We start from the raw sequence: 13,154 nt of genomic DNA, 5'->3' as shown, positions 1-13,154 counted from the left end.
CTGCGCGACTGACCAGCAAACACGTTCACCTGGGCAGATGCCGGGACACCCGATCGAGAACGAAATTCTTGAAATCGAAGAATCAGGACATACACTCAGGATCACCGGACTTCGGAGGTCAGCTTTGGTCATGCAGCATCCGGACGGGAGCACCACACCCGTCATCGACGCAAGCGTGCACATCTTCAGCACGTCCAACAAGGACCTGCGCAAGACCTTCATGCGTGAACCGTTCCGCAGCCGCGGCTTCCCGGATTACGAGATGGACTGGTACGGCGCACCGGGCGGTGAATACGCCCCAGGGACCCAGGGTCCCGACGGTCAGTATCCGGGTTCGGCCCCTGAGGCGGTCGCCCGCGACCTCTTCGACCGCCGCGGCGTGGACGTCGCGATCCTGCACCCGATGACGCGCGGCGTCATGCCGGACCGGCATCTGGGCACCGCCATCGCGTCGGCGCACAACGACATGATGGTGACGCGCTGGCTCGACCACCCCGAGTTCGGCGAGCGCTTCCGCGGAACTCTGCGCGTCAATCCCGACGACATCAGCGGTGCGCTGCGCGAGATCGACCGGTACCGCGACCACCCGCGCATCGTGCAGCTGGGCATCCCGCTGCAGACTCGAGAGCTCTACGGGAAGCCGCAGTTCTGGCCCTTGTGGGAGGCGGCGGTCGAGGCCGGACTGCCGGTGGCCGTGCACTTCGAGGTGGGGTCGGGGGTGATGCTGCCGCCGACGCCCAACGGCGTCACCCGCACCTACGAGCAATTCGTCGGGTTCACCGCCCTGAACTACCTCTACCACCTGATGAACATGATCGCCGAGGGCGTGTTCGAGAGGCTGCCCCAGCTCAAGTTCGTCTGGGCCGACGGAGCCGCCGATCTGCTCACCCCGTTCATGTGGCGGATGGACTGCTTCGGCCGGCCGCATCTCGAGCAAACCCCGTGGGCGCCCAGGATGCCCAGCGATTACCTGCCGGATCACGTGTACTTCGTCGAAGGCATGCTCGACGGCCCCGGCGACGTCGAATTCGCCGGCGAATGGGCGGGATTCACCGGCAAGGACGACATGGTCATGTTCGGTTCGAGTTATCCGCACTGGCAGCTCAACGAGGTGTCGGTGCCCGGCGCGTACAGCGCCGAGCAACGCGACAAGTACTGCTGGCGCAACGCCGCCGAGCTCTACGGCATCGACGTCGGCGCCGGTGTGCCGACGGTATAGCCGCACAGTCCACCGAATCCGGCACGAGACGAGCACGAGACGAGAAGGCCACGATGACTGTCACAGCCACAGAACGTAAGCCGGCCACCGAGCGCGTCGCGGTCCGGTGCGTCGATTCCGACGTCCACCCCGCTCCGCGCACCGGTGAGCTCGGCCAGTACCTGCCCGAGCCGTGGCGCAGCAGGTACTTCGGCACTCACAAGGTGGGCGATCAGATCTATTACGATGCACCGGACTACGCACACTCCTACGCGATGCGCATCGACGCCTTCCCGCCGGATGGCGAATTCGCTTGCAGTGATCCCGATCTGGCGTTCAAGCAGCTGATCATGGAGGCGGGCGCCGACATCGCGATTCTCGAACCCGCGGCCTATCCGGCGCGGATTCCCGAGGCGCAGCACGCCATGTCGGCCGCACTCAACGACTGGCAGGCCAATCATTGGCTGGACAGCCACAACAACTGGCACGAACGCTGGCGCGGGTCGATCTGCCTGGCGGTCGAGACGCCGCAGGAGAGCGTCGCCGAGATCGAACGCTGGGCCGGACATCCGTACATGGCCCAGATCCTGATCAAGGCCGAACCCCGCCCGGCGTGGGGGAATCCGAAATACGACCCGATCTGGGCCGCGGCGACCAAACACGACATCACGGTGAGCTGCCACCTGTCGCGCAGCCACTACGACGAACTGCCGATGCCGCCGGTCGGGTGGCCCAGCTACAACCACGACTTCATGGTCACGTACTCCCTGCTGGCGGCGAACCAGGTGATGAGCCTGATCTTCGACGGCACCTTCGACCGCCATCCCGACCTGCGGATCGTGTTCGTCGAGCACGCGTTCACCTGGATCCTGCCGTTGATGTGGCGGATGGACCGGCTCTACGAGGCGCGCAAGTCGTGGCTGGACATCAAGCGCAAGCCCAGCGAGTACGTCAAGGACCACATCAAATTCACCACCCAGCCCCTGGACTACCCCGAGGACAAGACCGAACTGTCCCGGGCGTTCGAGTGGATGGAGTGCGAGAAGATTCTGCTGTTCTCCAGCGATTACCCGCACTGGACGTTCGACGACCCCCGCTGGCTGGTCAAGCATCTTCCCGAGCATGCCCGTGAGGCCATCATGTTCCGCAACGGCATCGCGACCTACCATCTCCCCGAGACCGTGCCGGCTCTCGAGGGACAGGTCCGGGTGTTCTGACATCCATGACCGAGAACACCGAGGTGACCTCGACAGGTCCGAAGCGACTGGCCCAGGGACGTGAACACGTCGTCGCCACCGTCGACGAGATCCCGCCGGGTTCGCACAAACTCGTGCCCATCGGACGTCACGGCGTCGGCGTCTACAACGTCAACGGCACCTTCTACGCCATCGCGAACTACTGCCCCCATGAAGGGGGTCCGCTGTGTTCGGGACGGGCCCGTGGCCGCAACATCGTCGATTCCAGCGTGCCCGGTGACGCGGTGATGGTGCGCGACAAGGAGTACATCTTCTGCCCCTGGCACCAGTGGGGTTTCGAGTTGGCCACCGGGACCACGGCGGTCAAACCGGAGTGGAGCATCCGCACCTACCCGGTGCGGGTGGTCGGCGGCGATGTCCTGGTGATGGCATGACCACCACCGAGTCGCCAGGGCCCAAACTCAAACGCGGCGAGAAGTCCATCGAGATCAACGGTGGCAGGGTCGTCTACGAAATCTTGGGCACCGAAGGCGATTACATCGCGCTGACACCGGGCGGCCGGTTCAGCAAAGACATCCCCGGATTGCGGCCACTGGCCCAGGCACTGACCAAGGGCGGTTACCGGGTATTGCTCTGGGACCGGCCCAACTGCGGCAAGTCCGACGTGCAGTTCCACGGCCAGAGCGAATCCCACATGCGCGCCGATACGCTCTATCGGCTGGTCACCGAACTCGGTATCGGACCGTGCATCCTGGCCGGCGGTTCCGGCGGGGCGCGCGACTCGATGCTGACCACCATGCTGCACCCGGAGATCGTGACCAAGCTCGTCGTGTGGAACATCGTCGGCGGGGTCTACGGATCGTTCGTCCTCGGCTCGTACTACATCGTTCCGAGCATCCTCGCGGTCCGCGGCGCCGGCATGAAGGGCGTCGCGAATGTGTCCGAGTGGCGCGAGCGCATCGAGGAGAATCCGGCCAACGAGGCGCGGATCCTCGACCAGGATCCCGGAATGTTTCTCAAACTGATGTTGCGCTGGCTCAACGCCTTCGTCCCCAAGCCCGGGCAGACCATCCCCGGTGTCGAGGACGAGATGTTCGACAACATCACCGTGTCGACCCTGATCATTCGCGGCGGGGAGAACGACCTGGACCACCCCAAACGGACCTCGCTGGAGGTCAGCTGCCTGATCAAGAATTCGACGCTGATCGACCCGCCGTGGCCCGAGGACGCCTGGGAACGCGCCAGCGAGAAGCGAGCACAGGGAAAGGTGAAGCGGTTCAACATGTTCGACACCTGGGTACAGGCCGCCCCGCCGATCCTGGATTTCTTGAAATCGTGACGCCGCCTCACCGGAGCACGATGCGCACCTCACAGTTGAGTGAGGCCTCCAATGCGGTGTGGATGCGGCTCTCGGGAATCCGCTCGAGATCGCCGCGGTCGAGCGTGACCTCGACGATGTCCCAGCCTTGCTCACCGGGGCGGCGATCGATGTCGCCGGTGATGCCGAAGCCGGCGAGTACGCCGAGAGCGTCGTCGTCGGTACCGCGGCTGATGAAGGTGACCACCCCGGGCGCCGGCCGGGTTCCGAACGCCTCTGCGCACATCGTGGCGGCGATGCGGATGAGTTCCGTGGCGTCGTCACCGGTCAGCAGCACTTCCACCTCGCGACGGGCGGGCGGCAACCCCGCCAGGTCGCTGGCCACCACGTCGGCACCCGCGCCGCGGGCGCGCTCGCGCAGCGCCGCCACCCCGTCGGTCAGTTGTGCGGCGGTCAGCTCTCCGGTCGGGTCGACGGCCATGCGCACCACCGCGGTTCTCATGCCGGCCAGCCTATCGGCGGGCCGAGAGGAGAGGCACCCGTGAAAACAACCGCAGCACCAGTCGAACTCACCGTCGCCGTGTGGCCGGGCATCGAGGGCCGGCTGCTGCGCCCCGATCTGCACACCGGGACCGAGGGCATCACCGACTACCTGGCGGGCGGCGGCTATCAGGAGCTCCCTGATCCCGACGCCCTGCTCGAGCAGATCGACCTGGCCGGCCTGACCGGTCGAGGCGGCGCGGCGTTCCCGATGGCGGTCAAGCTCCGCACCGTGCGGGACAACGGCGTCCGAACCGGTGGCGCGTTCATAGTGGCCAATGGTGAAGAGGGCGAACCCGCGTCGGTCAAGGATCGCTGGCTGCTGCGGCACCGGCCCCATCTCGTGCTCGATGGGTTGCGGCTGGCCGGACGCATCGTCGGCGCCGACCGCGCCTACCTGTACATCTCCGATCAGCGCGCCGCGCAGACGGCCAGTGATGCGCTGCGGGAGACCACCGGGCGGTTCGACGGTCCGCCGGTCACGGTGGTTGTCGTCGACCCCGGCTATGTCGCCGGGGAGGAATCCGCCGCGGTGCGGGTCATCAACGGCGGACCGGCCAAACCGACCGACAAGCCACCCCGGACCTTCGAGCATGGCGTGGCCGCGCTCCCGACTGCGGTGAGCAACGTCGAGACGCTCGCCCATCTGCCCTATCTGCTCCGGCACGGCGCGCAGACCTACCGCCGCGTGGGTACGTCCACCTCCCCTGGTACCTTCCTGGCCACCGTCACCGGTGGCGGTCGACCGGCAGCACTCTACGAGTTGCCCTACGGCACATCGTTTCCCGAGCTGCTCGACCGCTACGGCATATCTCGCGAGAACCTTCGAGGCGTGCTGATGGGCGGCTACTTCGCCGGATTGATGAACAGCGAGGTGCTCGACACCACACTCGACCACGAGACCATGCGCCGCCTCGGCAGCGGGCTGGGGTGCGGGGCGATCGCCCTGATCACCGACGAGTGCCCGATCGCCGTCGCCGCCGCGGTGATGGCGTACTTCGACCGCGAGAATGCCGGGCAGTGCGGATCGTGCTTCAACGGCACCGCCGCCATGGCCGCGGTGACCGGCGCATTGCGCGACGGAGCCGCGACCGCCGAGGATCTCACCCGGCTCGAACGCTGGTCGGTGATCCTGCGCGGCCGGGGCGCCTGCGCAACCCTTGACGCCGCCACCAACGTCGCGGCCACGCTGCTGCGTAGCTTTCCTCAGGAGGTGGCACGCCACCTCGAGAACACCTGCAGCGCGTGCGCATCCTCGGTGTACAGCGCGAGCCGGCCCTACGAGGTGGAGGCGGTGATGGCACCGTGAGGGTCCGGCTGGATCGCACGATGTGCGACGGGTTCGGTATCTGCGCGCGGCACGCGTCGGCCTACTTCTCCCTCGACGACTGGGGCTACGCCGCTCTGGTCGGCAACGGCACGGTCCCACCGGCCGACGAACCCGCCGTCCGGCGCGCACTGCTGGACTGTCCGGTGCACGCGATCATCGAGATGGCAGAAGACGACTCCGGATCGGCCCGACCGCTGCAGCCGCCATCGGGCGACGACCGGCGCCGCGACGACGACGGCCATGACCGGGGACTCGATCACGCCGAGGCCCGCCGTGAGGCCCAGATGATGCCGGGAATGTGACATGACAACACCGGGACGCCCGCTCCCGCAGCTCACCGCACTCAACGAATTCTTCTGGAATGCAGGCGCGGACGGCGAACTGCGGCTGCAGCAGTGCCAGGACTGCGAGGCGCTGATCCATCCGCCGCAGCCGATCTGCCGCTACTGCCGCAGCCACGATCTGAAACCGCATGCGGTGTCGGGTAAGGGCACGATCGCCGGGTTCAGCGTCAATCACCGGTTCGGCTTTCCCGCGCTGCCGCCGCCCTACGTGGTCGCCGAGGTCGCCATCCTCGAGGATCCGCGCGTCCGATTGACCACCAACATCATCGACTGCGATCACGAGCAGATCGCGATCGGCCAGCCGGTCGAAGTGGTGTTCGAACCGCTCGAAGACGTGTGGTTGCCGCTGTTCACACCGGCCGCCGACCCGACGCAGCCGACGGCACTGCCCGAGGACCAGATCGCGCCACAGGACTTCACCCGCCACGTGCGCCCGATGTTGACGCGCGACAAGTTCGAGGACCACAGCGCGATCACCGGCGTCGGGGCGTCGCGCCTGGGACGGCGGCTGATGGTGCCGCCGTTGTCGCTGACCATCGAAGCCTGTGAGGCGGCGATCGCCGACGCGGGCCTGACCTTCGACGATATCGACGGGCTGTCGACCTACCCGGGGCTCGATGTCGCCGGGATGGGCGAAGGCGGCGTCAGCGCACTCGAGGGCGCGCTGGGTTTGCGTCCGACCTGGATCAACGGCGGCATGGACACCTTCGGCCCGGGCGGTTCGGTCATCGCGGCCATGATGGCCGTCGCCACCGGCATGGCTCGTCACGTGCTGTGTTTCCGCACGCTGTGGGAGGCGACCTTCGGCCAGCTGATGAAAGAGGGGCGGATGTCACCGCCCGGGGGCTCCCGGACCAGCAGTTGGCAGCTGCCGTTCGGGGCCACCTCCGCCGCGCACACCCTGGCACAGAACGCCCACCGCCACTTCGACCGCTACGGCACCACGCGTGAGACGCTGGGCTGGATCGCGCTCAACCAGCGCGCCAACGCGGCACTGAACCCGACGGCCATCTACCGCGATCCGATGACGATGGACGACTATCTGTCCGCGCGGATGATCACCACCCCGTTCGGCTTGTACGACTGCGACGTGCCGTGCGACGGCGCGGTCGCCGTGGTGGTCTCCGCGGTCGATGCGGCGGCCGACGCACCGAAACCGCCGGTGTATGTCGAAGCGGTGGGCACCCAGATCCTCGAGCGCACGGACTGGGATCAGACCACCCTCACCCACGAGCCACAGGTGCTCGGCCAGTCCGCACATCTGTGGACCCGAACCTCGTTGCGGCCCAGCGACGTCGACGTCGCCGAACTCTACGACGGGTTCAGCTTCAACTGCTTGTCGTGGCTGGAGGCCCTGGGCTTCTGCGGGATCGGTGAGGCCAAGGACTTCCTCGACGGCGGCCACAACATCGCCCGCGACGGGGTGATCCCGCTCAATACGCACGGCGGCCAACTCTCGCACGGGCGCACCCACGGCATGGGCCTGATCCACGAGGCCGTCACGCAGTTGCGCGGGGAAGCCGGCGAGCGGCAGGTGCCCGGTGCGCGCGTCGCGGTGACCAGCAGCGGCGGTCTGACCCCCAGCGGCGTGATGCTGCTGCGGAGCGACGCGTGAACCCCGCTCCCCGGCCCCGCGTGGTGCTGGTCGACAGCCCCGATGGACCCGTGCCGATGTCCGGGTTGAGCGCCGTGGTCGAGCAGCCTCGCGCGGTCATCGTCGCCCTGCACGGCGGGGCCAGCACCGCAGCCTATTTCGACTGCCCCGGTCACCCCGAGCTCTCCCTGCTGCGCCTGGGCGCCGAGCTCGGTTACACAGTGCTGGCACTGGACCGGCCCGGCTACGGCAGCTCCGCCCCCTACGCCGACCGGACGTTCGATCCGGTGCAGCGCACCGCACTGGCCTACGGCGCAGTCGACAAGATGCTGGGTGGCCGGCCCCGCGGTGCCGGACTGTTCCTGTTCGCCCACTCCAACGGCTGCGAGCTGGCGCTGCGCATGGCGACCGACGACACCGCCGAGTGCCGGGTCGTCGGACTCGAACTCGCCGGCACCGGAATGCATTACGACCCCTTCGCGCAGGAGATCCTCGATCGCGCCACTGAGACTCACAGGCCGCCGGGCCTACGGGCACTGCTGTGGGAACCCGCCCAGTTCTACCCGGCCAATGTGCTGACGGGGATCACGAACTCGTCGACCGGCGCGCCGTACGAGGCGACGATGGTCAGGGACTGGCCGCAGACCGACTTCCCGGCGCTGGCCGCGCGGGTCCGGGTGCCCGTGCACTTCAGCCACGCCGAACACGAACGCGTCTGGCGATCCGATCCCGACGCATTGGCCGAGATCGGAGATGCGTTCCGCGCCGCGCCTCGCTTCGTCACCGATTCGGTGGCCGATGCGGGCCACAACCTCAGCCTCGGCCACAGTGCCGAGACGTATCACCGCACGGTGCTGGCATTCGTCGATCAGTGTGTGGCCGCGGGTGGCCCCGCAGCCGGATTGGAGGCAGGGTGATGCGGGTCGGATTCATCGGGCTGGGAAGCCAGGGCGCACCGATGGCGCGGCGCATCGTCGAGGGTGGATACGAGCTGACGCTGTGGGCTCGCCGACCTGCCTCCGTCGAACCGTATGCCGACACCGCCGCCCGGATCGCGGACACCCCGGCAGAACTCGGCGCGGCCAGCGACCTGGTCTGCCTGTGCGTCGTGGGGGACGACGATGTGCGCCAGGTGCTCGATGGTGACACCGGTGTGCTGGCCGGACTGTCGCCCGGCGGCATCGTGGCAATCCACAGCACCGTGCACCCGGACACCTGTCGCGAGATCGCCGAACAGGCCGCGCAGCGGGGGGTGACGGTCATCGACGCCCCGGTCAGCGGCGGTGGGCCGGCCGCCGCCGAGGGCACCCTGCTGGTCATGGTCGGTGGTGAGGCGGACGCCGTGGACCGCACCCGTCCGGTCTTCGCGACCTACGCCGATCCGGTCGTGCACCTCGGCGCGCTGGGCAGCGGGCAGGTCGCCAAGATTCTCAACAACCTGCTGTTCAGCGCCAACCTCGGCGCCGCACTGTCGGCGCTCGAACTCGGTGACGCACTGGGCGTGGCCCGCGACCGGCTGTGCGAGGTGTTGGCCCGCGGGTCGGCGACGAGCAAGGCGGTCAACAGCATCTCGATGTTCGGCGGCACCGTGGAGGGGCTGGCGCCCATCGCCGGGGCGCTGTTGCAGAAGGACGTTCGGCACGCCGCGAGCCTGGCCGCGGCCGCGGAGTCCGCCGAGGGCTCGGTCTTCACCGCGGCCGACACCGCACTGACGTCCATGGAGCATCCGCGATGAACAGCAGAGGGCACCGGTGACCCGGGTCGGATTCGTCGGGGCGGGCCGGATGGGCGCGCCGATGGTGCGGCGGCTCACCGGTGAAGGTCACCACGTGACCGTGTTGGGGCGCACCGCGGAGAAACGCACTGCCGCAGCCAGTCTCGGCGCCACAGCGGCAGCGTCGGTGACCGAGACGGTCACCGATGCCGCGATCGTGATGATCTGCGTGTTCACCGACGAACAGGTGCGCCGGGTATGCGTCGAGGACGGTCTGCTCGACGCGATGCGGCCCGGTTCGGTGCTCGTCATCCACACCACCGGCAGCCCGGACACCGCCCGCTCACTCGCCGCGGCGGCGGCGCGCCGCGGGGTCCGCGTACTCGACGCCCCGGTCAGTGGAGGCCCGCACGACATCGCTGCGGGCACGTTGACGGTCTTCGCGGGCGGCCCGGCCGACGCGCTGACCCAGGCTCGGCCGACGCTCGAGAGTTACGCGAATCCGCTGCTGCACGTCGGGGACCCGGGTGCGGGACAGAGCGTGAAGCTGGTCAACAATGCGCTGTTCGCCGCCCAGATCGGCGCATTGCGCGAAGCCGTACGACTCGGTGCCGAACTCGGCGTGGCCGAGGCGGATCTGCTGGCCGCCCTCCCCCACGGCAGCGCTTCGAGCCGGGTGCTGCACCTGATCGGCGGCCGAGGGGCGGTGTCGGACTTCATTGCCACGGCCGGCCCGTTCGTGGGCAAGGACGTCGAGGTGGTGCGCAGCATCGTTGCCGGGGCGGGCACGGACCTCGGCCTGCTCGACGGTTTGGTGGACGCCGGGGTGCGTTCGTGACGCATCGGCGTTCGCCCGATTCGGCTGAATTCCCAGCCGAATTGCCGCATACTGTACTCGTTACAGTATTACCGCCTTCCGTAAAGTTTCCGGCTCCGAGCTCCACGCCGAGGAGGACGTCATGACCACGCCCGAGCTCGTCTTCGATCCCGTATCCCAGGACTATTTCGACAATCCGTACGAGATCTACCGGAGGATGCGCGACGAGGCGCCGCTGTACTACGACGAACGCGAGGACTTCTACGCCCTGACCCGGCACGAGGACGTCGCGGCGTCCCTGAAGGATCACGAGGCGTTCTCCTCCTCGCGCGGCTGCGATCTCGCGATGGTCCGGTCCGAGGAGCCTCCACAGAAGTCGATCATCTTCATGGATCCACCGGAGCACCGGCACATGCGCAGTCTGCTCAACAAGGCGTTCACCCCGCGGGCGATCCAATCCCAACGCGAGACCATCACCGAACTCGTCGACCACTATCTGGCGCAGGCCGACCCCGACCACTTCGACGTGGTGCAGGACTTCTCGGGGCCGTTCCCGGTAGAGGTGATCACCAGGATGGCGGGCGTTCCTGAGGACTTCCGTCAGCAGGTCCGCACCTGGATCGACGCCAGCCTCGAACGCAAACCCGGTCAGCTCCGGATCAGCGACGCCAACATGCAGGCCACCATCGATTCGGGCATGTACTACTACGGGCTGGTGCAGGAGCGGCGACAGAATCCGCAAGACGACATGATCAGCCGGTTGATCGCCGCGGAGATCCCCGATAATTCCGGCCGGATGCGCAAGCTCGACGACGTGGAGATCACCGGCTTCACCCTGTTGCTCGGTGGCGCGGGCGCCGAGACGGTCACCAAGCTCGTGGGCAGCGCCGTCGTCGAATTCGCCCGGCACCCCGAACAGTGGCAGCTGTTGCTCGACAACCGCAGCTTGGTTCCGGCCGCCGTCGAGGAGTTGCTGCGTTACGTCGGGCCGGTGCAGTACAACGTGCGGTACACCCTGCGCGAGACCGCAGTTCCCAGCGGAGTGATCCCCGCGCACAAGCCGGTGTTCCTGATGAACGCCGCCGCCAACCGCGACCCGCGGGCATTCACCGCGGCGGAGACCTTCGACATCACCCGCGACCGCACCGAGGCCCAGAACCTCGGCCTCGGCTACGGCATCCACAGCTGCCTGGGCGCCGCGCTGGCCCGGCTGGAGACCCAGATCGCCCTGGACCGCCTGCTGGACTTCATGCCGCGCTACGAGGTGGATTTCGATGGCCTGCGGCGGGTTTCGATGCAGAACGTCGCGGGTTACCACCACGTGCCGGTCCGGGTGCTGAGGTGAACGCATGAGCCAGAAGATCGAGGTCGACTTCGGCCTCTGCGAGAGCAACGGGGTGTGCATGGGCATCATCCCGGAGGTGTTCGACCTCGACGACGAGGATTATCTGCACGTCCTGACCGACGAGGTCACGCCCGAGAACGAGAACCAGGTCAGGGAAGCGGTCAGACAGTGTCCGCGGCAGGCCATAGCCATCCGCGACGAATGACGGGAATTCGATGACCACGTCCCAGACGAACTCCGATCTGGTGTTCGATCCCTTCTCCCAGGAGTACTTCAACCATCCCTGGGAGATCTACCGGCGCATGCGGGACGAGGCGCCGGTGTACTACAACGAGGAGCTGGACTTCTACGCACTGTCGCGGCACGCCGACGTCGCGGCCGCCTTCAAGGACTACGAGACGTTCTCGTCGGCGTACGGCCTGGATCTGTCGATGGTGAAGACCGGGGAACCGGCGCCGTTCAAGATGATCATCCTGATGGACCCGCCGGAGCACCGGCAGATGCGCAGCCTGGTCAACAAGGTCTTCACCCCCCGCCAGATCGCGAAGCTGCAGCCGATGGTCGAGGAGACCATCGACTCCTGCTTCCGCGCCGCCGACCCGCGGTACTTCGACGTCGTGCAGGAGTTCGCCGCATTCTTCCCGGTGGAGGTGATCACCCGGATGCTCGGCGTTCCGGAGGACCGCCGCCAGCAGGTCCGCCAGTGGGTGGACACCTCACTGCATCGCGAACCCGGCCAGGAGGAGATGTCCCCGGAGGGGATGCAGGCCATCGCCGAGGCCATGGGCCTGTATTTCGAGCTGATCGCTGCGCGCCGGGAGAACCCGCAGGACGATATGTTCACTCGCCTCGTCCAGGCGGAGATCGAACGTGAGGACGGCCGCATGGAGCGGCTCGACGACCTCGAGATCGCTGGTTTCGCCACGCTTCTCGGCGGCGCGGGCGCCGAGACGGTGACCAAGCTGATCGGCAACGCGGCGGTCACGTTCGCCCGCAATCCCGACCAGTGGCAGAAGCTGCTCGAGGACCGCAGCAAGATCCCCGCCGCGGTCGAGGAGCTGCTGCGCTACGAGGCGCCGGCGCAGTACAACGTCCGGCGCTCGATGAAGGACGTGACGATCCACGGGGTGACCATTCCGGCCGGCAAACCGGTGTTCCTGCTGGGCGGTTCGGCCAACCGCGATCCGGAGGCGTTCACCGACGCCGACACGTTCGACATCGACCGCGACCGCACCGAGGCGCAGAACCTCGGCTTCGGGTACGGGGTGCACAGTTGCCTGGGGGCCGCGCTGGCGCGGATGGAGAGCGCGATCGCACTGGAGCGGCTGCTCGACTTCATGCCCCGCTACGAGGTGCGGTGGGACGAATGTGAGCGGGTGGCGATGCAGAATGTGGCGGGCTGGTCCCACGTGCCCGTACGGGTGCTCAGGTAGCGCAAGGCGATTGCGCGGGCTGTACCTAGCTCAGCCCGTGCAGGATCACTCCGTGGCAGTCGGCTGCGGACTGACGCAGTTTCAGCGCCTCCTGGTAGGCGTCGGAGTAGTACCACTGCCTGGCGGCTTCCTCGGACTCGAATTCGATGAGCACCGTTTGGGTGCCGTGCCACTGCCCTTCGATCACCTCGGGTTTGGCATCGAACGACAGCAGTGTCGAACCCGCCATCGTCTGCGCGGCGAGCTTGCCGTACTCCGCCATCCCGGCCGGATCCCTCACGTCCTCGGTGATGAGGATGTACGCCTTGGGCACTCTTGACTCCCT

General features: G+C 67.4%; 15 protein-coding genes. 13 read left to right on the top strand and 2 right to left on the bottom strand.

Annotated elements, in window-relative coordinates:
- Nucleotides 1-130 precede the first annotated feature (130 nt).
- From ACN27E_RS00485 to ACN27E_RS00470, 4 genes are read left to right on the top strand one after another with little or no spacing between them, the layout of a single operon-like run.
- Complete coding sequence (locus tag ACN27E_RS00485; RefSeq protein WP_422746036.1) at nucleotides 131-1,219, top strand: amidohydrolase family protein; 1,089 nt, start codon at nucleotides 131-133, stop codon at nucleotides 1,217-1,219.
- 53 nt (nucleotides 1,220-1,272) lie between these two features.
- Entirely contained in the window at nucleotides 1,273-2,415 is a 1,143-nt protein-coding gene (locus tag ACN27E_RS00480; RefSeq protein WP_422746035.1) for an amidohydrolase family protein, read from the top strand.
- 5 nt (nucleotides 2,416-2,420) lie between these two features.
- Nucleotides 2,421-2,828, top strand: a complete 408-nt coding sequence (locus ACN27E_RS00475) for a Rieske (2Fe-2S) protein (protein ID WP_422746033.1) — start codon at nucleotides 2,421-2,423, stop codon at nucleotides 2,826-2,828.
- On the top strand, nucleotides 2,825-3,733 hold the full coding sequence (locus ACN27E_RS00470; RefSeq protein ID WP_422746032.1) for an alpha/beta fold hydrolase: 909 nt from the start codon (nucleotides 2,825-2,827) through the stop codon (nucleotides 3,731-3,733). The genes ACN27E_RS00475 and ACN27E_RS00470 overlap by 4 nt, the downstream gene beginning before the upstream one ends.
- Nucleotides 3,734-3,740: 7 nt before the next feature.
- Here ACN27E_RS00470 and ACN27E_RS00465 read toward each other — a convergent pair whose 3' ends face one another.
- Nucleotides 3,741-4,214 (bottom strand): hypothetical protein, encoded by a 474-nt coding sequence (locus tag ACN27E_RS00465; protein WP_422746030.1) that lies wholly within the window; start codon nucleotides 4,212-4,214, stop codon nucleotides 3,741-3,743.
- A 39-nt stretch (nucleotides 4,215-4,253) separates the two neighbouring features.
- Between ACN27E_RS00465 and ACN27E_RS00460 the strand changes: the two genes are divergently transcribed.
- The 9 genes from ACN27E_RS00460 (at nucleotide 4,254) to ACN27E_RS00420 (ending at nucleotide 12,829) form a co-directional block, all read left to right on the top strand.
- Entirely contained in the window at nucleotides 4,254-5,561 is a 1,308-nt protein-coding gene (locus ACN27E_RS00460) for an NADH-ubiquinone oxidoreductase-F iron-sulfur binding region domain-containing protein (protein ID WP_422746029.1), read from the top strand.
- Complete coding sequence (locus ACN27E_RS00455) at nucleotides 5,558-5,884, top strand: ferredoxin (protein WP_422746027.1); 327 nt, start codon at nucleotides 5,558-5,560, stop codon at nucleotides 5,882-5,884. Before ACN27E_RS00460 ends, ACN27E_RS00455 begins: the two co-directional genes overlap by 4 nt.
- Before the next feature lies 1 nt (nucleotide 5,885).
- The gene (locus tag ACN27E_RS00450; protein ID WP_422746026.1) at nucleotides 5,886-7,541 is read left to right on the top strand and encodes a thiolase C-terminal domain-containing protein; all 1,656 of its coding nucleotides are present in this window, start codon (nucleotides 5,886-5,888) and stop codon (nucleotides 7,539-7,541) included.
- A 56-nt stretch (nucleotides 7,542-7,597) separates the two neighbouring features.
- Nucleotides 7,598-8,437: an alpha/beta fold hydrolase gene (locus tag ACN27E_RS00445; RefSeq protein WP_422750148.1), complete on the top strand. Its 840-nt coding sequence runs from the start codon at nucleotides 7,598-7,600 to the stop codon at nucleotides 8,435-8,437.
- The gene (locus ACN27E_RS00440; RefSeq protein ID WP_422746025.1) at nucleotides 8,437-9,255 is read left to right on the top strand and encodes an NAD(P)-dependent oxidoreductase; all 819 of its coding nucleotides are present in this window, start codon (nucleotides 8,437-8,439) and stop codon (nucleotides 9,253-9,255) included. The genes ACN27E_RS00445 and ACN27E_RS00440 overlap by 1 nt, the downstream gene beginning before the upstream one ends.
- Before the next feature lie 16 nt (nucleotides 9,256-9,271).
- Nucleotides 9,272-10,072, top strand: a complete 801-nt coding sequence (locus ACN27E_RS00435; RefSeq protein ID WP_422746023.1) for an NAD(P)-dependent oxidoreductase — start codon at nucleotides 9,272-9,274, stop codon at nucleotides 10,070-10,072.
- A 121-nt stretch (nucleotides 10,073-10,193) separates the two neighbouring features.
- Nucleotides 10,194-11,396, top strand: coding sequence for a cytochrome P450 (locus tag ACN27E_RS00430; RefSeq protein WP_422746021.1), 1,203 nt, complete (start codon nucleotides 10,194-10,196; stop codon nucleotides 11,394-11,396).
- A 4-nt stretch (nucleotides 11,397-11,400) separates the two neighbouring features.
- The gene (locus ACN27E_RS00425; protein ID WP_422746019.1) at nucleotides 11,401-11,601 is read left to right on the top strand and encodes a ferredoxin; all 201 of its coding nucleotides are present in this window, start codon (nucleotides 11,401-11,403) and stop codon (nucleotides 11,599-11,601) included.
- A 10-nt stretch (nucleotides 11,602-11,611) separates the two neighbouring features.
- The gene (locus tag ACN27E_RS00420; protein ID WP_422746017.1) at nucleotides 11,612-12,829 is read left to right on the top strand and encodes a cytochrome P450; all 1,218 of its coding nucleotides are present in this window, start codon (nucleotides 11,612-11,614) and stop codon (nucleotides 12,827-12,829) included.
- A 25-nt stretch (nucleotides 12,830-12,854) separates the two neighbouring features.
- On the opposite strand, the gene ACN27E_RS00415 is transcribed toward ACN27E_RS00420, so the two are convergent.
- The gene (locus ACN27E_RS00415) at nucleotides 12,855-13,142 is read right to left on the bottom strand and encodes a DUF1330 domain-containing protein (RefSeq protein ID WP_422746016.1); all 288 of its coding nucleotides are present in this window, start codon (nucleotides 13,140-13,142) and stop codon (nucleotides 12,855-12,857) included.
- Nucleotides 13,143-13,154: the final 12 nt, after the last annotated feature.

Source organism: Mycobacterium sp. WMMD1722 (assembly GCF_049315205.1).
GTDB lineage: Bacteria > Actinomycetota > Actinomycetes > Mycobacteriales > Mycobacteriaceae > Mycobacterium.
This window is presented reverse-complemented; position numbering and strand designations above follow the sequence as displayed.